General features: G+C 41.5%; 22 protein-coding genes. 20 read left to right on the top strand and 2 right to left on the bottom strand.

All coding sequences use genetic code 11. The features are described 5' to 3' along the window. The first annotated feature begins 2 nt into the window (after positions 1 to 2). The 11 genes from neuC to J2T16_RS13585 all read left to right on the top strand — a co-directional run bounded on the left by neuC (position 3) and on the right by J2T16_RS13585 (position 11,333). The gene (neuC, locus tag J2T16_RS13635; protein WP_499018502.1) at positions 3 to 1,178 is read left to right on the top strand and encodes a UDP-N-acetylglucosamine 2-epimerase; all 1,176 of its coding nucleotides are present in this window, start codon (positions 3 to 5) and stop codon (positions 1,176 to 1,178) included. Next, positions 1,178 to 2,068 carry an NAD-dependent epimerase/dehydratase family protein gene (locus J2T16_RS13630; RefSeq protein ID WP_499018500.1) on the top strand — a complete coding sequence of 297 codons (891 nt, stop codon included), beginning with the start codon at positions 1,178 to 1,180 and terminating at the stop codon, positions 2,066 to 2,068. Before neuC ends, J2T16_RS13630 begins: the two co-directional genes overlap by 1 nt. A gap of 81 nt (positions 2,069 to 2,149) precedes the next feature. Further along, complete coding sequence (locus tag J2T16_RS13625) at positions 2,150 to 3,322, top strand: FkbM family methyltransferase (protein WP_499018499.1); 1,173 nt, start codon at positions 2,150 to 2,152, stop codon at positions 3,320 to 3,322. Next, positions 3,319 to 4,464 (top strand): FkbM family methyltransferase, encoded by a 1,146-nt coding sequence (locus tag J2T16_RS13620; RefSeq protein WP_499018498.1) that lies wholly within the window; start codon positions 3,319 to 3,321, stop codon positions 4,462 to 4,464. Before J2T16_RS13625 ends, J2T16_RS13620 begins: the two co-directional genes overlap by 4 nt. 48 nt (positions 4,465 to 4,512) lie before the next feature. After that, complete coding sequence (locus tag J2T16_RS13615) at positions 4,513 to 5,202, top strand: LbetaH domain-containing protein (protein ID WP_499018496.1); 690 nt, start codon at positions 4,513 to 4,515, stop codon at positions 5,200 to 5,202. Between the two features lie 82 nt (positions 5,203 to 5,284). Then, positions 5,285 to 6,937 carry a glycosyltransferase family 2 protein gene (locus J2T16_RS13610; protein WP_499018495.1) on the top strand — a complete coding sequence of 551 codons (1,653 nt, stop codon included), beginning with the start codon at positions 5,285 to 5,287 and terminating at the stop codon, positions 6,935 to 6,937. A gap of 22 nt (positions 6,938 to 6,959) precedes the next feature. Continuing rightward, positions 6,960 to 8,318, top strand: a complete 1,359-nt coding sequence (rfbH, locus tag J2T16_RS13605; protein WP_499018493.1) for a lipopolysaccharide biosynthesis protein RfbH — start codon at positions 6,960 to 6,962, stop codon at positions 8,316 to 8,318. A gap of 386 nt (positions 8,319 to 8,704) precedes the next feature. After that, positions 8,705 to 9,064 (top strand): flagellar protein FlaG, encoded by a 360-nt coding sequence (locus J2T16_RS13600; protein ID WP_499018492.1) that lies wholly within the window; start codon positions 8,705 to 8,707, stop codon positions 9,062 to 9,064. Positions 9,065 to 9,077: 13 nt separating this feature from the next. Beyond that, a complete protein-coding gene (gene fliD / locus J2T16_RS13595; RefSeq protein WP_499018491.1) occupies positions 9,078 to 10,580 on the top strand; it encodes a flagellar filament capping protein FliD in 1,503 nt (500 codons plus the stop codon). A gap of 20 nt (positions 10,581 to 10,600) precedes the next feature. Continuing rightward, entirely contained in the window at positions 10,601 to 10,978 is a 378-nt protein-coding gene (gene fliS, locus J2T16_RS13590; protein ID WP_499018490.1) for a flagellar export chaperone FliS, read from the top strand. Between the two features lies 1 nt (position 10,979). Then, positions 10,980 to 11,333: a hypothetical protein gene (locus J2T16_RS13585; RefSeq protein WP_499018488.1), complete on the top strand. Its 354-nt coding sequence runs from the start codon at positions 10,980 to 10,982 to the stop codon at positions 11,331 to 11,333. Between the two features lie 515 nt (positions 11,334 to 11,848). Here the strand turns inward: J2T16_RS13585 and J2T16_RS13580 are convergent. Next, a complete protein-coding gene (locus tag J2T16_RS13580) occupies positions 11,849 to 12,205 on the bottom strand; it encodes a hypothetical protein (protein WP_499018487.1) in 357 nt (118 codons plus the stop codon). A gap of 290 nt (positions 12,206 to 12,495) precedes the next feature. Between J2T16_RS13580 and J2T16_RS13575 the strand changes: the two genes are divergently transcribed. The 5 genes from J2T16_RS13575 (at position 12,496) to J2T16_RS13555 (ending at position 19,356) form a co-directional block, all read left to right on the top strand. Beyond that, positions 12,496 to 12,693: a cold shock domain-containing protein gene (locus tag J2T16_RS13575; RefSeq protein WP_024631599.1), complete on the top strand. Its 198-nt coding sequence runs from the start codon at positions 12,496 to 12,498 to the stop codon at positions 12,691 to 12,693. A gap of 417 nt (positions 12,694 to 13,110) precedes the next feature. After that, positions 13,111 to 13,671, top strand: a complete 561-nt coding sequence (gene hpf, locus J2T16_RS13570) for a ribosome hibernation-promoting factor, HPF/YfiA family (protein WP_090922954.1) — start codon at positions 13,111 to 13,113, stop codon at positions 13,669 to 13,671. Positions 13,672 to 14,414: 743 nt separating this feature from the next. Further along, complete coding sequence (gene secA, locus J2T16_RS13565; RefSeq protein WP_090923074.1) at positions 14,415 to 16,919, top strand: preprotein translocase subunit SecA; 2,505 nt, start codon at positions 14,415 to 14,417, stop codon at positions 16,917 to 16,919. Between the two features lie 288 nt (positions 16,920 to 17,207). Further along, positions 17,208 to 18,321 (top strand): peptide chain release factor 2 gene (prfB, locus tag J2T16_RS13560; protein ID WP_154891301.1). Its coding sequence is split into 2 segments (ribosomal slippage): positions 17,208 to 17,279 and positions 17,281 to 18,321, totalling 1,113 coding nucleotides; the frame shifts between segments, so codons are not numbered across the junction. A gap of 126 nt (positions 18,322 to 18,447) precedes the next feature. Next, positions 18,448 to 19,356 (top strand): YitT family protein, encoded by a 909-nt coding sequence (locus J2T16_RS13555; RefSeq protein WP_336121778.1) that lies wholly within the window; start codon positions 18,448 to 18,450, stop codon positions 19,354 to 19,356. Between the two features lie 100 nt (positions 19,357 to 19,456). Here J2T16_RS13555 and cls read toward each other — a convergent pair whose 3' ends face one another. Continuing rightward, entirely contained in the window at positions 19,457 to 20,905 is a 1,449-nt protein-coding gene (cls, locus tag J2T16_RS13550) for a cardiolipin synthase (protein ID WP_090922960.1), read from the bottom strand. A gap of 334 nt (positions 20,906 to 21,239) precedes the next feature. Here cls and argC point away from each other — a divergent pair, with 334 nt between their 5' ends. The 4 genes from argC to J2T16_RS13530 all read left to right on the top strand — a co-directional run bounded on the left by argC (position 21,240) and on the right by J2T16_RS13530 (position 26,649). After that, a complete protein-coding gene (argC, locus tag J2T16_RS13545; protein WP_221790467.1) occupies positions 21,240 to 22,289 on the top strand; it encodes an N-acetyl-gamma-glutamyl-phosphate reductase in 1,050 nt (349 codons plus the stop codon). Between the two features lie 146 nt (positions 22,290 to 22,435). Further along, a complete protein-coding gene (gene argJ / locus J2T16_RS13540; RefSeq protein WP_145414118.1) occupies positions 22,436 to 23,674 on the top strand; it encodes a bifunctional glutamate N-acetyltransferase/amino-acid acetyltransferase ArgJ in 1,239 nt (412 codons plus the stop codon). Positions 23,675 to 24,107: 433 nt separating this feature from the next. After that, positions 24,108 to 24,935 (top strand): acetylglutamate kinase, encoded by an 828-nt coding sequence (argB, locus tag J2T16_RS13535; protein ID WP_499018613.1) that lies wholly within the window; start codon positions 24,108 to 24,110, stop codon positions 24,933 to 24,935. A gap of 460 nt (positions 24,936 to 25,395) precedes the next feature. Next, entirely contained in the window at positions 25,396 to 26,649 is a 1,254-nt protein-coding gene (locus tag J2T16_RS13530) for an aspartate aminotransferase family protein (protein WP_336121779.1), read from the top strand. The last annotated feature ends 245 nt before the right edge of the window (positions 26,650 to 26,894 follow it).

Below are 26,894 nucleotides of genomic sequence, written 5' to 3'. Positions count from 1 at the left end.
TTGTGAAAAAGAATAAAATTGAAAAAATTGTCTTCATAACCGGTACGAGAGCAGATTATGGGAAATTGAAACCACTTATTAATGAAGCACAGAAGATTTTTAATGTGTTTGTATATGTTTGTGGAATGCATTTGCTAGAAAAATTTGGGTACACTTATCAAACGGTGTTAGACGATGATTTTGAAAATGTACACTGTGCATCAGCAATAAATCATAGTGGGAATATGGATATAGATCTTGCGAATACATTAATTGATTTAAATGTATATTTACAAAACGTGAAGCCAGATCTACTTGTAGTTCATGGGGATCGAGTTGAAGCTTTAGCAGGAGCAATATCAGGAATGTTGAATAATATTTTAGTTGCACATGTAGAAGGCGGAGAGGTGACCGGCACGGTTGATGAAGCGATCCGACATTCTATTAGTAAGATGGCGCAGTTTCATTTTGTTGCTAACTATGAATGTAAATTAAGAATTCTTCAGCTTGGAGAAAAAGAAGAGAATATTTTTGTTGTTGGTTCACCTGATATAGATGTTATGCTTTCATCTCAGTTGCCTTCGATTGACGTTGTTAAACAAATGCACAAAATTGATTTTCAGAAATATGCAATTCTTATATATCATCCTGTGACAACAGAATTATCTACGATTGAATATCATATTCAACAACTAATGCTAGCTACAGAAAAAAGCAAAAATAACTATATTATTATTTATCCAAACAATGATTCAGGTAGTGATATCATTATTAATGAAATTGAAAAATATAAAGTACATGAAAGATACAAGTTGTTCCGCTCTTTACCGTTTGAAGATTTTTTATCTTTGCTAAAACATGCTCAATTTATAATTGGTAATTCAAGTGCAGGGATACGTGAAGCTTGTGTATATGGATTACCGGCGATTGATTTGGGAAGCAGGCAGCAGGGAAGATATCATAAATCTTATCTAAGAAATGTTCAGCATACCGATGGTCAAAGTGAATCGATACTAACTTGTATTGATCAAATTGACTCCCACAAAATATCTTCAAGTTATTTTGGAACTGGAAATAGTGCAAGATTATTTGTTGAGGCCCTGAAATGGAAATATGAAGAATCCACGCAAAAGAAGTTTGTCGATATTGGAGTAACTGAGCAAGCTATCCAAAATTACATTAATGAGGTATGTTTCTGATGGAGACAGCTGTTTTAACTGGCGGGACAGGTTTTTTGGGTTTTGGTCTATTATCAGAGTTATTGAGGAAAGGAATTTTTGTATACGTGCTTGTAAGAGCAAATTCTAAAAGACTTAAACGATTAGATGGCATTGAAGGTATCCAAATTATTGAGATGGACATGAAAAATATATCAAAATTGGTAGACTACGTAAAGAACGTGGATGTGTTCTATCATCTTGCATGGGAAGGCGAGAGAAATGATTTTTCAGGTCAGATGAAGAACATTGGGCAGACTGTGGAAGCAATGCAAGTAGCTAGTCAACTAGGCGCTAAGCAGTTTATTGTTACTGGCTCCCAAGCTGAATATGGGATATGTAACAAGGAGATAAATGAAAGTACTCCTACAAATCCTAATACTGCATATGGTGCATCTAAACTTGCTTGCTACCAAATTTTGAATTGCTTAGCTCAGCAAATAGGAATTTTATTAACTTGGGTAAGAGTATTTAGTGTTTACGGAGAAGGAGATAATCCTAATACGTTAATTTCGTATTTATTTAAATGTTTTAGTGATGGGAAGACCCCTGAACTTACAAGTGGGGAACAATTTTGGGATTTTTTATACCTGGATGATGCTGCGAACGCTTTATATTTAATAGGTGAACAAAAAAAAGAAGGATTGTACAATTTAGCATCAGGGGATAACCGTCGTCTAAAGGACTTTATTCTAGAGATTAGAGATCTAATAAGCCCAGACTCTAATTTGATTTTTAATGCAGATGCAGGGAAAGGTAAAAATATTGTGCAACTAAAAGCAAATGTGAATAAATTTAAAACTGAACTCGGATGGAAACCAATAACAACTTTTAGAGAAGGTATTCAAAAAATAGGTGGAAATACCATGTGAATTAATTTGTAGTTTAAGTGTACCGAGAGTAAGTAATTATAGCTTACACTAAGTCGAGTTTAGTTAACAAGGAAGTAGGTGATGGCTGTGTTAGAAGTGAATTATGAAAATTTTTTAAAGCTACTAGATAGAAATGCTACTATAGACAAGATAAAGGAAAATTCGCATGCTACAGAAGCATTAAAAAATATATGTGAAGGCAAGATGGTATATATTTGGCCTGCTGGAAAAATTGGAAATAGAATTTATGAAGAAATGGAAAATAATGGTTATAAAAATATTAAGTTAATTGATAAGAATAATAGTATTAACAACACAATCTCCCCAGAAAATATGAATTTTTCTGAGAATGACGTGTTAATTATTGCTTCATTACGGTATGGAAAGGAAATCTATAACAGAGCTACACTGATGAATTGTAAACATATAATTATGTATTACCATGTTAAAGAAATTATGAAACCAGTAATTTTCCCAGAAGATTTTTATGATCAATGTTTTGAAAGTCTATCAGTTCATTTGCTAGATAATGTTGAAGATTATAAGGCAATGTACTTTTGTCTGGAAGATGAACGTTCTAGACTAAATTTTCTAAATAACATGTTTTTTCGATTAACTTTTGATATTAGATACACATTCCAATACGATACTAAACTACAGTATTTTGGAGATGTTGTATCTATAAATCCAGACGCTGTACTTGTAGACGCGGGTGGGTATAATGGTGATACTCTTAAACAGTTCCTGACATTACACAGTTTATTCAAGAGTTACTACTTATTTGAGCCTGATATAGCACTTTTAGAAGAAGCTAAATTAATCTCAAGTAACCCAAAGATAAAATATATAAATAAAGGCCTTTTCTCAAAACCGAAGAGTATGAGATTTAATAAAACAAAAGTAATGGACGGCGGTGGGAAAATCACTGAAGATGGTGATGACATTATCGAAGTTACTTCAGTGGATGAATTTATAACAGAAGAGGTAACATTTATAAAAATGGATATAGAAGGAACTGAGTTGGAAGCGCTAAAAGGTTCAAAAGATACAATAATTAAATACTCTCCTTCTCTTGCTATATGCATTTATCATAAGCCTTCTGACTATCTTGATATATTCAAGTATATAAGAGAAATAAATCCGAATTATAAGTTTTTTATAAGACATCATGAAGATTTTTATGCGGAGACAGTACTATACGCCATAGAAGAAACAAATATAAACATAATTCCTAAAAGTGGGGTTTTAAGGTGAGTTATAAAGAAAAAGCTGTCAATTTAATAAATTTAAGACTTGATATTGCTGAATCTGAACTGAAAAGCTTAATTGCTCAACTCTTGGAATTTACGAATCGACCCGAAAGCCAGATTTGCCTTTTTGGAGCTGGAGCGGTGGGAAAACAAGTATATTGGTACTTGAAAAATAATAATATTAATGTAGACTTTTTTTGTGACAATGATTCTAAAAAGTGGGGCAAAGAAGTTGTTGATGGTAAAGTCTGTCGTCCTACTTCTGAACTTCAGGAGCTTGGTGAAAATGTTAAAGTGCTAATCTCCTTGGGTACAAAAAATACAATTGCTGATCAGCTTAAAAAGCTAAATATTGATCCAATTCTTACTAATTCTCTCGAAACTCTGCGTATTTTATCCAGTGATATTTTTTTAATAGATAAGAACATTTTAATAAGCAAGATCAGTGAACTTTTTGACATTATGGAGGATCAGTTTTCGAAGAAAGTGCTCTACCATAAGCTCGTTACAATGTTAGAAAGTGAAGAAATACTAACTGGTATAGATTATAGCACTATAGAAAGTAGTCCGCAGTATTTCCCCGACGACCTTATCCAAATAGAAGAAGGAGAAGTTTTTGTGGATTGTGGTGCATATATCGGAGATACGCTAGAGTCTTTTATGGAACAGAAAAACTCAGACAAATGCAATAAATATATTTGTTATGAATTAGATACATCAAATTATAGTATTTTATCAAATGTAGTTAATAAGAAAAATGAGGAATTCAAAGCCAAAACCCAACTATATAATTTTGGGGTAGCAGACAAATCTGAGAATATAAAATACTTTTCTAATTTAGGTGCTACTACGATTAATGGTACAGGGAGTATAGAAGGTAAAGTTGTGCGATTAGACGAGCACTTAGATGGGACTGCAATTACTTTTCTGAAAATGGATATTGAGGGTAGTGAAATGGCTGCACTTAGAGGAGGGAAGGAGCTTATAACCTTGAATAAACCTAAATGTGCTATAAGCATCTACCATAAGGCCTCAGATCTTTGGGAGATACCTTTGTACTTGAAGAAAATAGTCCCAGGATATAGAATCTTCATTCGTCATCACACGGCGACCTTTGCTGATACCGTTTGTTATGCAGTTCTGTAATCCTAATATAGAATAATTAGATCACTATAAGAGGGAGTTTTTGAGGATATGTTTCTTTCGTTATCAAAATCTGAACTGAAGAATTATATAGGCTCCCAACTTAAACATTTCTTCCCGGATGGATATCATTTTGGTGGAAGTGACATTGATTCAGCAATGAATCTAGCATTAGAGCGAACAGAGTATTGTTTTGAAAAAATTACATCGATCGGATATACAAAAGAGGGCAAAGCCTGTTTTTCGCATCTTCATTCAGATCAATATAGTCAATTTATATATTATTTATCTAATAGCTTGTGGAAAATATCACAAAATAAACCGATATGTGACAAGATGGTTATGTTAAACAAACTTTTAAATAGTGTTTTTTTTACTTACAATGTACAATTGCCCGATATTTTTTTACTTGGACATCCTGTAGGTTCTGTTTTAGGAAAAGCGAATTACTCCGATTTTTTAGTGGTTCTTCAAAATGTAACTATCAATACTGGATTTGATGATGAGGGGAACCCTGCTCCGAATTTAGGAAAAGGTCTATTCCTTGGAGCAGGTGCGTCAATAATAGGGAATAAAAAAATCGGAGATAGAGTATCTATTGGAGCGGGAGCCACTTTATATGATACAGAAGTTCCAGATGATTCTGTAGTCATACGTAATCGCTTAGGAAAACTGGAACTCAAACAGAGAGTGAAATTAGAATGCACGGCGCAACAGTACTTTAACGTACCAATTCGGTGAAATGATAATACTATATATTTAGTATACTCAATAGCTGCATCATAATTTATTGGTGAGTAGTATACGGATGGGAAGGGTAACAATGCAAGATAAGAAACAAGGAATGATAGACCAAGTACTGGAAATAATCAACACTTTAAATGAAGTGGCTGTGCATCTAAAGGATTGTGCATCTAAGAGGGATTATGTACAGTTGGAAACAGTTTCTCTAGGTATAAAAAGTGTGGTGGAGTCTATTATTCCTACACTTCATATTTTAAAAGTAGAAATACCTCACATCTCAGGGACAATTAGTTGTGAGAATTTATTATACTCTATCGAAAATATATTAAAACTGGCTCGTACAAGATCAGAGAGACTAATCGGTAAAATTGAGTTTGAGCTTATCCCAATATTACAAGATTTTTATTATGATTTTTATTATTTCACAAGCATATTTGGTAATAAGGAAAAAGAAATCCTTCATTATAAAGATGAATTTGTCAAGCTAACTGCAAATCATTATATAGATAAAAGTTTGGAGACAGGGGTATTTAAGTATAAAGTGTCTATCGCTGTTATTGCTTATAACAAACTCGAGTATACACAACAATGTATCCAAAGTGTACTTAAATATACTCCTAATTATATTGATTATGAATTAGTTCTTATAAATAACGGTTCTACCGATGGAACCTCTGAATTTTTTGAATCGCTTTCTCCAAGTAAAATATTTACGCTTAAGGAGAATTCGTTAAATATTGTAGCAGGTGCTATAAATAGAATTTTTGAGGGTGAGTATTTGTTGGTTATTTCCAATGATGTAATTGTTACTGAAGGATATTTAGATAATTTAATTAGTTGTATACAATCTGATCCTACAATTGCAATGGTAGTACCAACCACACCTAATGTTTCAAATTTTCAAACTATCCCAGCCCAATACTCAACACTTGAAGAGATGCATCTGTTTGCAAAACAAAATAATAAATCTGACTCAGCTCGATGGGAAGAAAGAACGAGATTAGTTAACCCTCTTACTTTCTATAGGAGTGATGTTGCACTTTCATCTCAAGGGGTAGGGGGTCATGATAAGTACTTTGTTTATGGAGAGTTTAGTGACGACTCACTAGCCATACGTTTAAGACATGCAGGATACAAAATGATTTTAGCTAAAGACTGTTACTGCCATCACTTTGGGAGTGTGACTCTTAAAGAAGCTCAAGTAAAAGATAATACTCTCGAAAAAAGTCGCAACTTATTTATAGAACGACATGGTATAGATGCTTGGAGTACGGGCTTTTGTTATGATGATACATTTATACAATCACTAAACATTAAATTATCAGAACACATTAATATTCTGGGTATTAATTCAGGATTTGGCTCAAGTCCACTTAAAATAAAAAATGTTTATAAAGAGGCAGGCCTAAAAAGTATTAATTTGTGTTATTGGATAGAAGATAAACGCTATGAGTCTGATTTAAGAACGTTTACCGAACAAGTTATAGTAGTCGAAAAGGATATAATTGATACAACAAATGATATTGTCTATGATTATATTTTGTTAGAAAGCAACATTGAGCGGATCATGAGTAAGCCACAAAGTCTAAAAAAAATCAAAAGTATGCTTGCTGACGATGGAATATTTGCTGTATGTGCAACAAATGATCAAGAGGTAAGGTTACTTAATGAGCTAGATCCTTCCAATGTTATTACCGGCATAGTTGGTAGATGGTATTGTTGGTCTAAATAACAATAGTTAGGAGAGCAGTGATTTGAAGAATAGTGATCAAATTAAGATGGAAATCCTGCAATTAACCAAAGAGTACTATCAGACAAAGAAAAACGAAGATAGTATACAAGACTTTGAGTCCCAACGTATTGATTATGCTGGGCGAGTCTATGATGAAAATGAAATGATGAACCTCATGGATTCGAGTCTGGAATTTTGGTTAACATCAGGAAGGTATACCAAACAGTTCGAGAAACAATTTGCTCGTTTCTTGAGTGTGAAACATTGCTACACGTGTAATTCTGGATCAAGTGCTAACTTGTTGGCATTTATGTCTCTTACTTCTCCATTACTTAAAGAAAGAAGAATATTACCTGGAGATGAAGTGATAACTGTCGCAGCAGGATTTCCCACTACTGTGGCTCCGATCATTCAATATGGAGCAGTTCCAGTATTTGTAGATATTACTCTACCTGAATACAATATTGATTGTACTCAATTAAATGAAGCCTTAAGTGAAAAAACAAAAGCAGTCATGATTGCACATACGTTAGGAAATCCATTTGATCTAGGCGAGTTGAAGAAATGGTGCGTTGAACACCGATTATGGCTTATTGAGGATAACTGCGATGCTTTAGGCTCTAAATATTATATTGATGGAGAATTGAAGTTGACTGGAACGATAGGTGATATAGGAACCTCCAGTTTTTATCCTCCTCATCACATGACTATGGGTGAAGGGGGAGCTGTTTATACAAATAATCATTTATTATCTAAAATTATTCAATCATTAAGGGATTGGGGAAGGGATTGTTATTGTCCATCGGGTATGGATAATACATGCTGTAATAGATTTAACGGTCAGCATGGCCAATTACCTTTTGGATATGATCATAAATATGTTTATTCTCATTTTGGTTACAATTTAAAAATAACAGATATGCAGGCAGCGATTGGCTGTGCACAATTGGAGAAACTAGATTCATTTATATCAGCAAGAATCAATAATTGGAATTATTTAAGAGAACAGCTTCAGCCATTGAGCGATGTGTTGCTTTTGCCTGAGCCTACTAGAAATTCTGAGCCTAGTTGGTTCGGTTTTCTAATCGGGGTAAGAGAAGATGCGCATTTTACAAGAGAAGATATAGTTAAATTTCTAGAAGAGCACAATGTCCAGACCAGAATGCTTTTTGCAGGTAATCTGATCATGCATCCTTGTTTTGATTTAATGAGAGAGGAGCAAAGGGGCTACAGACAAATCGGAGATTTAAACAATACTAATTTTGCTATGAATCAAAGCTTCTGGATAGGTGTTTATCCAGGAATGACTGAGGATAAGTTGAACTATATGATTGACACAATTAAAAGATTTGTTAAATATGCAAACGTAAAAGAAGACTAAATGAGGAAACTACTCTTGTCTTTCTCTCAATTATTTGTAGTGGTAGTTCTTAGTCTGAGCTACCGCTATTTTGTTTATAACAAAAATGGATTAAGAAGATTTATTTATATTCATAGTCTACATGCTAATTTACGAGTACATTAACAGGTATAGCTCAATTTATATTTAACTCACCTTTGTTTTCTTGCAAATAGAGGAACTCTAGATGGCCGCACTCAGGTTAAGTTTGTTGAAGAAGTCAAATATAATAAGTTAGTATTAAACATCAATTGTTTTATTAAGTCTGTGGGGTTCTATTCATTTCTATCATTTAATAACCGATAAATATAATAAATAATTCCATCGGGGGATGAACGATGAATCTACAGTTTTCACTTTCTACCAATGTGACTGGAATTTCTGCGACTACAAGTAACACACAGACGGAGTCTCGTAGTAATCAGGAAAGTATGTTATTACAATCGGTTAGAAACGGAATAGATTTATCTAAATTAGAAAGGCAAGGTTTGCATATCCCGCCTAGTGATGAGCATCTTATAAAGGCAATCGATAAAGCCGTTAAGGCTCTTCAGGGCCCAACAACGACTCTGGAGATGAGTGTACACGAGAAAACACATCAGATTCTAGTTAAAGTGCTTAATAAGGAAACTGGAGAAGTGATTCGTGAGATTCCACCTGAGAAAACGCTTGACCTAGTAGCCAAGATGATGGAAATTGCGGGCATTATTATTGACGAAAAGGTATAGGAGGGTGAAATAAATGGTATCACGAATTAATGGATTTTCTGGTATGGATATTGACAGCATGGTCAAGTCACTTATGACGGTTAAACGGGCTCCCTTGGATAAGTTGAAACAACAGAAGCAAATTTTTGATTGGACTCGCGACAGTTACAGAGAACTAAATAGTAAAATTGTACAAATGTCTGATAAACTTCTGAACATGGGTAAATCGGAAGCATTAAATACACAAAAATCAACCGTGAGTGGAAACTCGACAGCTGTTAAGGCGGAAGCCACTGCGGATGCAGGCAGTGTTTCTATGGAAGTCACAGTTACTAAGCTAGCCGAGAAGGCTGCTATGAAGAGCTCAATTGAGCTAAAGGCGGGTACAGAGAAGATTACACGTGCTACGACACTTGCTGATATTGCCGGAAGCGGAGCTCCGACAACTTATGACTTAAACATTAACAATAAATCAATTACATTTGCTAGTACAGATTCAATAGATGTAGTTGTAGCAAGAATTAATTCTGGCATTCCTACAGTTAATGCGGCGTTTGATGAAATTAGCGGTAAGTTCACGATTACACATAAAGAATATGGACAAGTGATATCAGACAAAGGTGAAAACGAACAATCCAAACCGAGTTCCTTACTTGGCATACTCAAGCTCGATGAAGCAGTTAACTTTGGTACAGGTGGCAGTGTGGGTTATAAAGAGGGGTCAGTTACCGTTTCAAGTAGTCTGGGTGGCGAGAAAACATATACTACATCTACTGACAGTCTTATCGTTAACGGGGTGAAATTGAATTTTTTGGAGTTGAGCGGAGCCACAAGTTCCAAAATTACAACTCAGTCTGATCCAACGAAGGCTGTTGAGACAATTAAATCTTTTGTGGATCTGTATAATGAGCTACTAGGTTTAATGAATTCAAAAATTTCAGAGCAAACTTATCGTAACTTTAAACCATTAACAGATGAACAACGTGAGTCTATGAAGGAAGATGATATTAAGAAGTGGGAAGAGAAAGCCAAGAGTGGTGTCCTGAAAAATGATAGTATTCTTAGTGAGGCTGTAACCTCCATGAGATTAATCATTACAAATAATCTTAAAGGGTTAAGTGAAGCGGGAATTACAACGGGGCAATATTATGAAAAAGGCCAGTTGAAAATTGATGAAGCCAAGTTGACTACGGCTCTAGCTTCCAACCCAGAAAAGGTGTTAACTATTTTTCGAGGTTCGGTCTCGGATCTTAATGGTAAACCTGTTTTTAGTGAATTAAGGAGCCAACTGGGCAAAACTTTGGATATGTTTACTAAAAAAGTAGGAACATCCAAGTTTGACACGAATGCTTCTGCGACTTTAAAAACAGAGAGTATCATGGGAGAGCAACTAAAAGATTACAACAACCGGATTTCAAACTTAGAACGGAAAATGACAGATTGGGAAACTCGATATTACAAACAGTTCACAGCCATGGAAAAAGCAATGAGTCAATTCCAATCCCAATCTTCCAGTTTGGCAGGCTACTTTAAGTAAAAGAGGAGGAAGGATTTGAAATGATTACATCTCCTTACGATAAATACAAGCAAAATTCGGTACAGACTTCTACACCAGGTCAACTCGTTATTATGTTATATGATGGGGCTCTTCGCTTTGTTAAGGCAGGATTAGATGGAATAGAAACTAAAGATTACTACAAAGCCAATATGAATTTAGGTAAAGCACAAACGATAATCAGTGAACTAATGTCAACTTTAAATCAAGCCTATCCTGTAGCTAAAGATTTGTTTGCTCTATACGAATATATGAACCATCTGTTAATTCAAGCAAACATTAAAAAGGACAAGAGTCTTGGTGAAGAGGCAATAGGATACCTACTGGAGTTAAGAGAAACCTGGGTTTTAGTAAACAAGCAAACTGCAGGAACTTTGTAGTATGGAAATCAAGCCTCAAATAGACCAATTGCTTAACCAACTAAATATCTTGACAGAAACATTTGTTATAAATTTAGAAGAGAAGTCATCAGATCAGGTCGAAGTCTTTGTGAATGAACGTCAGGTTATAGTCGGAAGATTAATTGAGTTGAGCGCTACGTATCAGACAAGCCAGGATCAGCAGGAGAAGTTAAACCATATTCTTACCTATGATTCTGTGATTGAGTCACGTATGCTGGCCTTAAAGAATGAAGCGCAGCAATGGTTGATTCAGCGGAATGTAGCACGGAATCAACGTAATGTCTATGAAGCCAAATTTGCAGCGGATAGCTACCTTATGGATAAAAGAAAGTAACTTTTTGTGATTGAATTTGGATTTATATTTAAAGTGTATCACTTATGAAAAGAATGAAAAAACTAGAAGAATTAAAGAACTGCTGCATCTTACTTTGAACTGTGCCCCTATTTGTGGACCCTTTAAAAAGGGGTTCTATTCATTAAGCAGCATTGAGATGACTTCTGTACTCATCGGGAGTCATCTTTTTTTATGTCCATTGGAACCATTCGGTATTGTAATACGTGATGTACTCGTTGAAGCGAACTCGCAGTTATTGTAAAGACGTGCAATCCTTGAACTGCTTCAGTGTTCGTTGAACAAGAGTCTTGCTTAGCTTCAGCCATTTTACGATAAGGATTCACTTTACGAATCACAGCAATAAGTCTGAATTTTCGCATCAAACGACGACTTTTTTTATGATTCAACTTACAAAGATAACGAGTCACGCTTCTCAGTTAATGCTTACGAACGACCTGATTGATGAGCTGAAAGTGCTCGGAAGACGGTAGTAGTTCATTGTTGCCTTTGTGCCTTTAGGGCGCTTCTAGCTTTTTTAAGAGTTCATTCTCGGCTTCCAAAAGCTTGATACGTGCCTCAGCAAGATGAAGCTTTTCCTGACTCGATAGTTCACGACTGACCGGTCTCCCTGAGCGTCCCTTCCCCCTACGCTCTTCCAGCAGCCCAGCTTCACCTGAAGAAGCACATGTTTTCCTCCAACGCTCCAAACATCTTTTTCGCGTCTCCAGCCCGATCAATTCAATATTAAAGCCTGCCTGTACGAAAATTCCCATGGGTATATGTTCCGCCTCATAGGCTTGTACAGCCGCAAACTTAAAGGCAGGAGCATACGTGATATTTTTCTCTGATACCCGAAGAATGGATGGATTCAACTCTATTCTTCTTACACGTTTATATCATAATGTTAAATCATTTTTGAACAGTATTAACATTTCCTCTCAGACAGAATAATATATAGTATGTGGTGTTTGAAAATCTATAAATTTTATTCTACAAATAACTCGTAGATTCCTCAAAATCCTCGATTAATCTACAAAAAATACCAATAAAACATTTTCTTTACCAATTGACAATGGATAAGATTAGGTGATATCATCTGAGTTGTGGGCTAGGGTCTTGGCCAGAGCTTCACTTCATTTGATGACGAAGGGAATGTTAGTGCATGCAAGGTAAAGTAAAATGGTTCAACGCAGAAAAAGGTTACGGTTTCATTGAGACTGAAGACGGCGGCGACGTATTCGTACACTTCTCCGCAATTCAATCCGAAGGCTTCAAAACTTTGGAAGAAGGTCAATCCGTAGAATTCGACATCGTCGAAGGCGCACGTGGACCGCAAGCAGCTAACGTAATCAAATTATAATCATCCGGACAATCCGACCTACATATATGGTTAGATGGTTACCAAATTGAATTATCGCTAGCATCAGACTCCGGTGATCCGGGGTCTTTTTTTGTGTTGATAGAGTTTAAAATATAAGAAAGTTGATCTCTCCATTACCGGACAAAACGGGGGCAACTTAAGGGTCAGGATAAGCTAGTTCTACATAACAGATTGAGGAACCTCAAAAACGGTTAAATAGATGATCAAGCGCCAGATATACAATCCAGTTAAATCTGTGATTTTGCTCGAAAATGCCGAAAAATCACGAAATATGGCGTTAAACTTACGTTGGTTGATGTGACTGGAGCAGATGTCATTATTCGGTCACCGAGAGTTTTTACATGGCGCTTACATTCGTGTTATAATGAAGTGGCAAAGATAAAGGAGGAGTGCCCTATGAATTTAAGTATTCGAGGTCAACAAATCGAGGTTACCGAAGCTTTGAAAGATTATGTCGACAAAAAGTTGAGTAGACTCGAGAAGTATTTCGATGCACCCCTTACCTCTGACGGTGCCGTTACACTGAGCACAACTAGAGGCTTGCATACAGTTGAGGTGACGATTCCTTTGAAGGGCTTTGTGCTCCGTGCTGAAGATGAGAGCGATGATATGTACGCATCCATTGACGCCGTTGTGGACAAGTTGGAACGTCAAATTCGCAAACACAAAACGAAAATTAACCGTAAATTCCGTCAGGAAGGTAGCCTGAAGACTCTCTTCGTAGAAGATCCGACAGGCACAGTGGCTACAGCCGAACTGGACACGGATACGGATGATGATTTGGAAGTTGTACGTACGAAACGTTTTATGTTAAAACCAATGGATGTGGAAGAGGCAATCCTCCAGATGAACATGGTTGGTCATAACTTCTTCGTATTTTCCAACATCGAGAATGAGGAAGTAAGCGTCGTTTACAAACGGAACGATGGCAAGTATGGCTTGATTGAGCAAGGTTAAGTATACTTACAGCATCGCTTCAATTGAATAGATAGCCCTTAGTATTGAATATAAGCAGGAGCCTATGCTTCCTGAATTGAACTTAACGAGAGCTTCCATCCTTCTAGGGATGGGGCTCTTTTGTGCGTAGCGAATGAATTGGAATATGGAAATAAAATGATGAAACTATTCGCTATATTGTTGCGTCTAATAGATTAGGAGTCAGCAGGAAATTTAAAATAAAAGTAGAATTATAAAAGTTAAAATGAATTTTGATATTAAATTCCATATTTCCCACAAATGATCGATTGATCCTTGCAACATCTCGGGAAATAAAACAGTCCATTTGCCACTTCCGATAACGACTATGATTTTTTGCACTAAAACTCGGTTTATACGGGGAATGAAGTTCAAAGAAGTCTGCTACGGCGTGTTGCGGCGACCCTTACAAACTGTTACAATTTATGCAAAGAGAATCATTGTCCTGATGAGGAATTGTCAACGAATGATCGCTAATCATAATCAATGACAGACACAGCACCATGAACATGATTCAATAGCTCGAATTCTGGCATGTATTTCATAAACCAGAGCCGGGTGAATACGATCAGCTTCATGAGGTAACTGTGGCAAGCCTGGAGTTGATTCATCTCATATGTTTTTTTGTTTGTTACCTCCAGGGGGAAATGGATCAACAATCCATCCGATGGTGTCGTATGGCGGCAGCAGGGGGTCTATTCTGTTTTGCACGAAAGGGGTATACCATGTTAGGACTTGTCAAAAAGATCTTCGGAGACATGAACGAGCGTGATGTGAAACGTCTGATGAAGACGGTCGATGTGATCAATAAACTGGAACCACAATTTCAGGCATTGTCTGATGAGCAGTTGAAAGGCAAAACGGAGGAATTCCGTGCCCGGATTGAAAAGGGAGAAACGACGGATGAACTTCTTCCTGAAGCATTTGCAACCGTACGTGAGGCATCACGCCGCGTATTGGGCAAACGTCATTATGATGTACAAATGCTTGGCGGGATTGCGCTGCACGAAGGCCGTATTTCTGAGATGAAAACGGGTGAAGGTAAAACACTGGTAGGAACACTGCCGGTATATTTGAATGCATTGATGTCCAAAGGTGTACACGTAGTCACAGTCAATGACTATTTGGCGCAACGGGATAGCCAGGAGATGGGACAAATCTATGAATTCCTGGGTATGTCAGTTGGGGTTAACCTCAGCGGTATGGACCATGCACTGAAACAGCATGCATATGCATGTGACATTACGTATGGTACGAACAATGAATTCGGGTTCGACTACCTTCGTGACAACATGGTGCTGTACAAAGAGCAAATGGTACAACGTCCATTGTTCTTCTGTATCATTGACGAAGTAGACTCGATCCTCGTCGATGAGGCACGTACACCATTGATCATTTCCGGACAAGCTCAGAAATCGACCGATCTGTACTATGCAGCGGACCGCTTTGTGAAACGTCTTGTGCCGGAAGAAGATTTCACGGTGGATATCAAAGTGAAATCCGTAGCGCTGACTGAGGGTGGCGTAGCCAAAGCGGAGAAAGCTTTTGGTATTGAGAACTTGTATGATCATGCCAACGTGACGCTGAACCACCACATTGTACAGGCTCTGAAAGCTAACGTCATTATGCGCCGTGATGTGGATTATGTTGTTTCAGATGAAGAAGTCATGATTGTTGATGAATTCACTGGCCGTCTGATGGCTGGCCGTCGCTACAGTGATGGATTGCATCAAGCGATTGAAGCCAAAGAAGGCATTGAGGTTCAGAACGAGAGCATGACGCTGGCAACAATCACATTCCAGAACTACTTCCGGATGTACCGTAAACTTGCGGGGATGACAGGTACAGCAAAAACAGAGGAAGAAGAGTTCAAGAAAATCTATGGACTTGAAGTACTGCAAATTCCGACGAATCGTCCAAACAAACGGGATGATATGGCGGATGTGGTCTACAAGAGCATTGATGGCAAGTTCAAAGCGGTTGTGGAAGAGATTGTAGAGCGCCACAGCAAAAACCAACCGGTTCTGGTGGGTACGGTATCCATTGAGAACTCGGAGCGTCTATCGGACATGCTGAAACGTCGCGGCATCAGACACCAGGTCTTGAATGCTAAGTTTCACGCGGAAGAAGCTGAAATTATCTCTGGCGCGGGTCAAGCGGGTGCAGTAACGATTGCAACGAACATGGCCGGTCGGGGTACAGATATTATTTTGGGTGAAGGTGTGGCTGAAGTTGGCGGCCTTCATATCATCGGTACAGAGCGCCACGAATCACGCCGGATTGATAACCAGTTGCGTGGTCGTGCGGGACGTCAGGGTGACCCGGGTTCCACACAGTTTTACCTGTCGCTGGGCGATGAATTGATGAAACGTTTCGGTGCCGACAACGTGCTCAACATGATGGAGCGTCTTGGTTTTGAAGAAGATCAGCCGATCGAGAGCCGCATGATTACGCGTGCTGTTGAATCTGCGCAGAAGCGGGTTGAAGGTAATAACTTTGACGTACGTAAAGTGGTACTCCAGTATGATGATGTCATGAACCAACAACGTGAGATTATCTACAAACAGCGTCGTGAGGTATTGGAGTCTGAAAATATTAAACAAATCGTTATGGATATGATCAAACCTTCCATTGAACGTATCGTTGAAGCACACTGCAGTGACGAGATTCCGGAGAACTGGGAGCTGCAAGAGGTTGCGGACTTTATGAACAGCAAATTGCTGGATGAAGGCTCGATTACCAAAGATGACCTTTGGGGCAAAGAAGCTGAAGAGATCATTGAGTATCTGTTCGAGAAAGTACAGAACAAGTACAATGCCCGTGAAGAACGTATCGGTGAAGATATGGTTCGTGAATTCGAAAAAGTGGTTGTGCTTCGTGCAGTAGACAGCAAGTGGATGGATCACATTGATGCGATGGATCAATTGCGCCAAGGTATTCACCTCCGTGCATACGGTGGTACAGACCCACTTCGTGAGTACCAATTCGAAGGTTTCGAGATGTTCCATCAGATGATCGCTTCGATTCAGGAAGAAGTTGCGACGTATGTGATGAAAGCACAGATCGAAAGCAACCAGGAGCGTCAAGCCGTAGTGGACGAGAGTCAGATCTCGACAAGCGGTGAACCTGCTGAGAAACGTCCGGTGAAAGTTTCTGACCAAATCGGCCGTAATGATCCATGTCCGTGTGGCAGTGGCAAAAAGTTTAAACACTGTCATGGTCAAGAGTAGTTTTCGTTTCATTCCTTTTATCGCAGTACCCAATGTAAGATAGGTTAGTTTAATCTATATCGTTTCACTTATACGGCTCCTTGCAGCCGGGGGTTCAATAAGATAAAGTGGAGGATGCATATCCGATAATCGGTGCATATGAATAATCATATGATGCTGATTGAGGGGTGACGTGCCTGCTGGTAACAGTATGCGCAAGCCTCACGGTATATTGTATCCGAGACTTGATCTTGATTAGTGAACTTCCCGGATGCGGGGAGCTTATCTTAATGAAAAGAGGAATTGCACATGATCGATCCAAGCGTGAAGCAGGACCTGCGTGAAATAGGCAAGAAATTAACAAACCTTAGGGGGTCTCTTTGACTTAGATCTCAAGCAAGAGATGATTGAGAACTTTGAAGAGAAGATGTCAGCTCCAGACTTCTGGGATGACAATGAGAAAGCGCAAGCCGTCATTGCAGAGATGAACGCAGTGAAAGGTTCGGTAGATCAGTACGCGAAGTTGCAACAGGATTATGATGATGCATTGATGATGGCTGAGCTGGCTGATGAAGAAGGCGACGAAGAGCTCGCTACGGAGATTGGCAACAGTGTCGCTGCAATTGTAGGCAAACTGGAAGAGTTTGAATTACAACTTCTCCTGAACCAGCCGTATGACAAGATGAATGCGATTCTGGAGCTTCATCCAGGCGCTGGTGGTACCGAGTCGCAGGACTGGGGTCAGATGCTGCTCCGTATGTACACACGCTGGGCAGAGAAACGGGGCTTCAAGGTTGAGGTGCTGGATTATCTTCCGGGTGATGAAGCGGGGATCAAGAGTGTGACGTTGTCCATCAAAGGGCATAACGCATACGGTTATCTGAAAGCAGAGAAGGGGGTTCACCGTCTGGTGCGGATCTCTCCTTTTGACTCATCAGGCCGTAGACATACTTCCTTCGTATCTTGTGATGTGGTGCCGGAGATCGACGATACCATCGAGATCGACATTCGTACCGAAGACCTCAAGATCGATACGTATCGTGCAAGCGGTGCGGGTGGACAGCATATTAACACTACCGATTCCGCTGTACGGATTACACATATACCGACCGGAGTGGTTGTGACCTGTCAGAACGAACGTTCACAGATCAAAAACCGTGAGCGAGCCATGACGATGCTTCGTTCGAAATTGTATGAGCGTAAAATCGAAGAGCAAAAACAACAGCTGGACGAAATCCGAGGGGACCAATCGGAAATTTCGTGGGGTAGCCAGATTCGCTCCTATGTATTCCATCCCTATAGTATGGTAAAGGATCACCGTACAAGCGTAGAGACAGGTAATACAGGAGCAGTGATGGACGGCGACCTCGATGCATTCATCGACGGTTATTTGCGTAGCCAAATTAAAGTAGAAAACGATTAATTCAAGTTCCTGTATGGACCCGTGCGCTGAGGCGCATGCTGGTGTATACAGGGGCTTTTTTTTGAACAATTTTAAGGAATGTTAAGAAGATTATGGATACGTTATATAAAAGGAGCGCGCGACAACATGCAAGAGCAACAACATTCATATCCTCAACGCAAAAAGAGGTTAACCACCTTCATTCCCCTGAATGGACCATGGCGGAACGTCATCGATACCCTGTTTATTATTGTGGGTTCGTTTTTGATTGCCGTAGCTTTTAATTTATTTTTATTGCCCAATCAAATCGCTTCAGGTGGTGTATCGGGTTTATCCATCCTCGGAGACGAGTGGTTGGGCTGGGAACCGGCATATACCCAATGGGCGATTAACATCCCGTTATTAATTGCAGGTTTCCTGTTGATTGGTAAACAATATGGTTTGCGTTCCATCCTTGGAAGCATTGTGTTGCCGCTCTTTGTATATTTGACGAGTCATTGGGAGATTCCGACGGCTAATCCGTTGCTCGGCTCTCTGTATGGGGGCATTGGTGTGGGGCTCGGGATTGGGATCGTGTACCGGGGCAGGGGCTCAACTGGGGGCATGAGTATTCTGGCTCGCATTGTGCAAAAATACAGTGGACTCAGTTACTCGCTATGTGTTGTCATCATGGATGCAACCGTCATTATTTTGGCAGCCTTTGTGCTGTCGCTGGAGCAGTCTCTGTATGCATTAATCGGGTTGTACGTTACGGGTAAAGTCATTGATGCCGTGGAGATGGGACTGGGATACTCGAAGGTGGCGTATATTATCTCTAACCAGACAGAACCGATTACCAAAGTCATTCTGGCTGATCTGGATCGTGGTCTGACCAAGCTGGAGGCGAAGGGTGGATATACGGATGACCAGCGAACTGTGCTGATGGTAGTCGTGGGACAAAATGAAGTGCCGAGACTGAAAGCGCTGATCCGGTCTGTGGACCCGGGAGCGTTTGTCATCATTAGTAATGCGCATGAGGTGCTTGGTGAAGGCTTTAAGCGCGGTGAGCATATTTAAGGTTTAAAAGCATGAGGTAGATATAAAAAAAGCAGATCCTCTCTTTACCCGGATTACGGGGAAGGGAAGGTTCTGCTTTTATTTTTTGTCCCTGCCGAGTTTACAAGATCGGAGACAGCAGACGAGAAATAGCTTCTTTGAAACGTATCATAAAACTGCGATTTTGGTACTCTTCCAGCGATAACTCTCGTGATACATGCAGGTCGTGTTCGAACGTCTGTACAAGCGTCGTTGCAATGGCCTCATCATACATAAAGGCATTAACCTCAAAGTTCAACCGGAAACTACGGTAGTCGATATTGGCAGTTCCGACCGAAGCGACCAAACTATCAATAATCAGTGTTTTGGCATGGATAAACCCATTATCGTAGATAAATACTTTAGCCCCTACTTTTAGCAACTCCCCGATATAAGACAGCGTGGCCCAATACACAAAAGCATGATCCGGTTTATTGGGTATCATAATACGAACATCGATGCCTGACAGGCAGGCAAGGCGTATCGCTTCGAATACACTGGCATCCGGGATAAAATACGGGGTTTGAATGAGAATCGAATGTTTGGCACCGTTAATCATCTTCAGGTAACTGTTCTTGATGTGCTCGATCTCGGCGTCAGGGCCACTGGATACAATCTGCATGGCGGTCTGACCTGAACCCTCAATTTGAGGGAAATGAGAGGGAACATACGGCGTGTCATGTTGTTTGGAAGCTTCGTTCCAGTCGAGCAGGAAACGTGTTTGTAACGCATGCACCGCATTACCTCGAATACGAAGGTGGGTATCGCGCCAGTAGCCGAATTTCGAATTGAGTCCGAGATATTCATCCCCAACGTTGAATCCGCCAGTATAACCGAGATTACCATCGATGATAACGATTTTGCGGTGGTTACGGTAATTCATCCGTAGGTTGATCAGACTGAATTTGGATGGGAAAAAGACTTCCACAAGTCCACCCGCTTCACGCAGTTCTTTGAAAAATCGATTTCTTACCCGTCGCGAGCCCAGCGCGTCGTACAGCAGACGAACCTTCACGCCTTCACGCGCCTTACGGATCAGAGCGTCCCGAATTCGTTTGCCGAGGCTATCCCCACGATAAATGTAATATTGCACATGCACATGATCTTGTGCCGCCTCGATGTCATCGAGAAGCCGTTGGAACTTGTCTGTTCCATCGGTGATGATCTCAACGGCGTTATGCTCTGTCAGGAGTGCCCCATTTTGTTTGAGGTTCATATAAATCATGTCTTGGCTATTTTCTGTTGCCTTGTTGGAGAAAGGCGTGCGATTATCCTGCAGCTGGGCAAGCTGCGCCTCGATTCGTTCCTCCAAGCCAAGCTTCTTGCGCTCTTTCCATTGAAAGAGGCGATACCGAGTCAGATTCTGACCCGTCAATAGATAAAGGATGAACCCGAAGACCGGAATAAAGTTCAATACCAGCAGCCAAGCCCAGGAAGCACTGGCATCCTTGCGTTCAAAGAAAACGACTGCGGCAGCGAAGATAATATTCAGTCCCAGGAGCACAATAAGTAATATGGATTCGATATGCACTGTAGTCCCCCATGTCTCATAATGACCTTCGGAGTCCGGTTCAATGTGACCTTAAATAAAAAAGGTATGTGTATGAACAGGACTCTGTATGTAATGTTTCCTTCTACTATGTATTTTAACAGAAGAATCCTTGTTCGTCCCTAAGGTAAAAAGTTATCGTTCGGATTTGTTGGGAATCCGTGTAAAATTCATGATAGATGGTTGTATTTATATAACTAGAGTCGTATAATAATACACAAATATGCATAGAAGCGACGGAATTGTCTGCTCAAGCTTTGACAAAAACCTTGAGCAAGGCACAAGTAGCGCATACAACAGGATTGGGGGAGCGAGAGTGAATAACAAATTAAGAGTGGCAATCGTCGGTTCCACCGGCTACGGCGGGGTGGAACTGATTCGTTTTTTTCAGAATCATCCGCAAGTTGAAATTACATCGGTAATCTCTTCATCCAGCAGCGGGGAGTCCATCGCCGATGGGTTTCCGCATTTGACGGACGTGATTCGCAGGCCACTCGACGGTGTCGATCCGGCAGAGATCGCAAGTCGTGCAGATCTCGTATTCACCGCGACCCCGTCTGGCGTAAGCGCGAAGCTCGTACCGAGTCTGCTGGAAGCAGGACTGAAAGTGATCGACCTGTCGGGTGATTTCCGTTTGAAAGACGGATCGGTGTATGAGCAATGGTATAAACACCCTGCACCGTCAGCAGAATTGCTGGAGAAGGCCGTATACGGTATGGCTGAGGTGTATGGAGATGAAGTGAAAGGTAAGGATTTTATATCCAATCCTGGCTGTTATCCAACAGCTACGTTGCTGGGTCTGATTCCTGCGGTGGAAGCGGGATGGATTGATCCATCGACCATCATTATTGATGCGAAATCAGGTGTATCGGGTGCAGGGCGCGGAACGAGTCTGACCAACCATTATGCAGAAATGAATGAAAATTTTAAAGCGTACAAATTGAATAAACATCAGCATATCCCTGAGATCGAGCAAGTGCTCGGCAATATCACCGGAAGCCCGGTGACGGTAACTTTTACAACACAGCTCGTGCCGATGACACGCGGCATTATGAGTACGATGTATGCAAAGCTGACGGGTGAGCATAGTGATCAGGAGATTGTGGACTTATATCGTAAATACTATGAAAACAGATCTTTTGTACGTGTACGTGAACCGGGTATTTGGCCTTCGACAAAAGAAGTGTCTGGATCGAACTATTGTGATATCGGATTTTCGGTAGACCCGCGCACAGGACGTTTGACGATCATTTCGGTGATCGACAACTTGGTGAAGGGTGCATCCGGGCAAGCGATTCAAAATATGAACCTGATGATGGGATGGGAGGAAAACCTCGGGCTGAACATGACACCAGTATATCCATAACATGTGGCTTGTGAACATCGCAGGGGGAGCGCGCGAAGAAGCGGTGTTTCATCTAAAAGTCATAAGGCATGGGTATCAGTTGGGGGAGTTTCAGTTGAAGCAGGCGGTTCATCAGCATATGGCTGAACGCATACGGGGGATATGATATGGGAACAAAAGTGGAGCATCAAGCTTTTACCGTAGTTGAAAATGGAACCATTGTTACACCAGGCGGATTCTCGGCAGGAGGACTACACTGTGGTCTGAAAAAAACATCACGCAACGACATCGGAGCGATTCGATGTGATATCCCTGCGACAGCTGCAGCGGTTTACACGACGAACGTGTTTCAGGCTGCTCCGCTCAAAGTCACTCGGGAAAGTCTGAGCAACGGACGGTTGCAAGCAGTGATTGTAAATAGCGGTAATGCCAATGCATGTACAGGGCAGCAGGGTGAAGAGGATGCGTATGCGATGCGTGCGGCAGCGGCTCGTGAACTGGGCGTGGCTGAAGAGGACGTAGCTGTGGCTTCCACAGGTGTCATCGGTGAATTGCTGAAGATGGATGCGGTACATTCGGGCATCAAGGCGCTTCCAGAGCAGCTGGGCAAGGAAACGAACGAAGCAGAACAATTTTCACAAGCGATTCTGACTACCGATTTGGTGAAAAAGGAAGCTTGCGTCTCCGTCGTAGTTGGCGGCAAGACGGTAACAATTGCGGGAGCGGCCAAAGGCTCGGGGATGATCCATCCGAATATGGCGACCATGCTGGCATTTATGACCTCGGACGCGGTCATCGGCGCAGAAGCGTTGCAGCGTCTGCTACGCCAGGCGACGAACCATACATTTAACATGATTACCGTAGACGGTGATACCAGCACAAACGATATGCTCGTAGCAATGTCTAGCGGTTATGCAGGTAATGAAGAACTGACGATGGATCACCCGGATTGGGAGGCCTTTGCTGCCGGGTTCACATATGTTTGCCAAGTGCTTGCCAAAGCGATTGCCCGTGATGGTGAAGGAGCAACCAAGCTGGTGGAAGTGGAAGTGACGGGTGCGGTTAGCGATGAATCTGCACAAGCCATTGCCAAAACGGTAATCGGCTCAAGCTTGGTGAAATCCGCGATGTTTGGGGCTGACGCAAACTGGGGCCGGATTATTGCTGCTGTAGGCCGTGCAGGCCAACCCGTAAACCCGGATACGGTAGATATCCGTCTCGGAGACATTTCTGTGCTCGCACAGTCTCGTCCTGTTGTGTTTGATGAAGAAGCGGCGCTGGCATACTTGCAGACCGATACAGTGCGTATTGTAGTGGACCTGCATCACGGTGAAGGCAACGCTGTAGCGTGGGGATGCGACCTGACATATGACTATGTGCGAATTAATGCAGCATATCGCACGTAAGTAGAAGTTTTGTTATAGATATGATTGTCTTAATTCATGCTCGAGCTCATTGATGTGAGTCCCGTCATAAAATCATATTTACCTGAACATTTGTTAAAGTATCTGAACGTTATTAAAGGTACTGAACTTGCAGCTTCATCTCTTAGAAAGCTGCGTACCATCATAGATGTAAAAATGTTTATAAGGATTAAACTTTTAAATATAAAAAATAAACGAATATAGTGGAAGAGGCGGAATCGATTCTGTAGAAGCGTAGCGTTCGCATTTGTCTCCGGGTTTTCCCTTTGGAAAAGGGGAATCGAAAAACCTGGAGACAACGGCGATCGAAAGAACGATCCGAATCTGGAACGGCTAGCGTTTATCTTTGTCTTTTATATAGGTTTTAATCCTTTATAACCCCATAAGAAAGGAGTCTTGCCCCGTGAATTCAACCATGCCAAACGGCAGTACTGCAACGGAAGCGGGTACGGAAAAACAAATGTTTGTGATGAAATGTGGAGGCAGTACGCTGGCTGCATTGCCAGAGTCTTTCTTTGCAGATCTGCGTGATTTGCAGTCCTCGGGAAACGGCCCGGTCATCGTTCATGGCGGCGGCCCGGCAATCTCTGATAATCTGGCGAAGCTTGGGATCGAAACCGAATTTGTGAATGGCTTGCGCAAGACTACCGAACCTGTATTGGACGTTGTCGAGATGGTGCTGGCAGGTAGCATTAACAAACAGATCGTACGTCTGATCCAGCGTGTAGGCGGTCAGGCTTTGGGTGTATCTGGTGTCGATGGCGGTCTCATTCAAGCGAAACCGGTAGCAAACCATGCCGAAATTGGCTGGGTTGGTGATGTAACAAGCGTCAAAGCAGAGATTATCCAGGGGATCGTAAACATTGGCTATATGCCTGTTATTGCACCTGTGGGTGTTGATGCGAGCGGACAGCGTTACAACATTAATGCCGATACGGCTGCGGGAGCGGTAGCGTCTCATCTAGGCGTAAGTCGAATGATCGTCGTGACAGACGTACCAGGCATTATGAAAACGATTGGTGGCGAGAAAAAAGTACTGCCATCCGTATCCGTTCAGGAGATCGAGGATATGATTCAAACCGGCGAAATCTACGGTGGCATGATCCCGAAGGTACGCGCAGCAATTGCGTGTATCCACGGCGAGGTACGCGAAGTTATTATCGTGGATGGTAGCGAACCGCAGATCCTGAGCCGTGTGCTTGGTGGAGAGACGATCGGTACACGAATTATCCGAATGCAGTAGATGTAATACGAAATTCAGACTTTAGGCTTTTATTTATATAAAAAAAGAATTTGTACACGACTTTTGTGAATCTGTTCATAACACAAAAACGAAGAGGATAGAAAAATCCTGAAGAAGCGAAACGTTCGCATGTATGATGGATTTTCATTCTTATCATTCTTGAACTATTTGTTTACACAAAAAACGGAGAGGGCAGAAAAAACCTGAAAAAGCGAAGCGATCGCCTTTATCACCGGATTTTCCCTTTGAGAAAAGGGAATCCAAAAAATCTGGGGATAACAGCGATTGAAAGGTTATTCTGTCATCGGAGTGGTCGGTGTAAACCGTCTTTAGTTCAATGAATATGATCGAAAAATCCATGGGTACATGCGATCAGAAGGTTATTTTTTCATCGAAGTGGCCAGTGTTATGTTTTTGATTCACCTTATGCGTGTACAAATCGACAAGGAGTGATATGGTCATGGCAAAAGGCAACGAACAGCCAGGTTCTGGCACAGCCGTAGCAGGAGTAGCAGCAACAGGTGCAACGATACCGACGGAAAGCTCACTTTTTCAAACGTATGCACGGTATCCAATTAGCTTGGTCAAAGGTAAAGGCAGTTGGTTATGGGACGATCAGGGGAACCGCTATCTCGATTTCATGTGTGGACTTGCTGTAACGAGCCTGGGCCATGCACCGGAGAAAGTCGGAGCGAAGTTGAAAGCTCAGATCGATGAGCTGTGGCACGTATCTAACTTGTTCCAGATTCCAGGACAGGAAAAGGCAGCAGCTTTGCTGACAGCCAACACCTGCGCTGACGCGGTCTTTTTCTGCAACAGCGGCGCTGAAGCGAACGAAGCGGCGATCAAAGTGGCACGTCGTTATCAGCAGAAGGTGAAGGGTGAAGATCGGTACGAAGTGATTACCTTTGCTCAATCGTTCCATGGACGGACATTGGCAACACTGACGGCAACCGGGCAGGATAAGGTGAAAGAAGGATTTTTGCCACTGCCAGCTGGATTTGTAACTGTGCCTTTGCATGATATTCCTGCACTTGAAGCGGCGATTGGACCGAAGACCGCAGCGATTATGCTGGAGATGGTTCAGGCCGAGGGTGGAGTATATCCGGTGGAGCCGGAATTTGTGAAACATGTGCGTAAACTTTGTGACGAGCACGGATTACTCATGATCGTGGACGAAGTACAGACAGGAATGGGACGTACAGGCAAGCTTTTTGCTCACGAGCATTATGGTGTTGAACCGGACGTGTTCACGGTTGCGAAGGGCATAGGCAGTGGATTCCCTGTTGGCGCAATGTTGGGGAAAGGCTTCCTGCGTGATGCATTTACACCGGGTAGCCATGCAACGACGTTTGGTGGCACACCGCTTGCTTCCTCCGTTGTTATTGCGACGATTGAGACGATGCTGGAAGATCGTTTGCCAGAGCGTGCAGCCGAGATGGGCGACTATTTGATGACGTCCTTGCGCAATCGTTTGGCGGGCAACTCATTCGTGAAAGAAGTGCGCGGTATGGGCTTGCTGGTCGGCATTGAGTGCGCAGAGCCGATCGGTGATATCGTACTCGCAGGACAGAAACGTGGTATTTTGTTTGTCTCGGCTGGGCCAAATGTGATTCGTTTGCTTCCTAACCTGTATGTAAGTAAAGAAGAAATCGACGAGGCTGTGTCCCTGGTGGCGACGTTGATTGAGGAGCATGTAGCGGCGAAAGCTTGATCCCTTGATGATAAAATAATGTACTGGACCGGGGCCATCACGGCCCCCGGCGCAGATTAAAGCGAAAGAATCCCTGTAGCCGCATGGTGCTCAAGCGCAGAAGTAGCAGAGGCTGACGATCCATCCGCGGTATAGATTGAATGGGAATTTGCTCTACCTAAGCTGATATGGAGAGGGTTAATTCAGCCGGGCAAGTCAGCAAAGAATGTAAAACTTCTGCCCGTGCGGGTGCAGGGAACCGGAAA

Source organism: Paenibacillus intestini (genome assembly GCF_030803945.1).
Lineage (GTDB): Bacteria > Bacillota > Bacilli > Paenibacillales > Paenibacillaceae > Paenibacillus > Paenibacillus polysaccharolyticus.
This window is presented reverse-complemented; position numbering and strand designations above follow the sequence as displayed.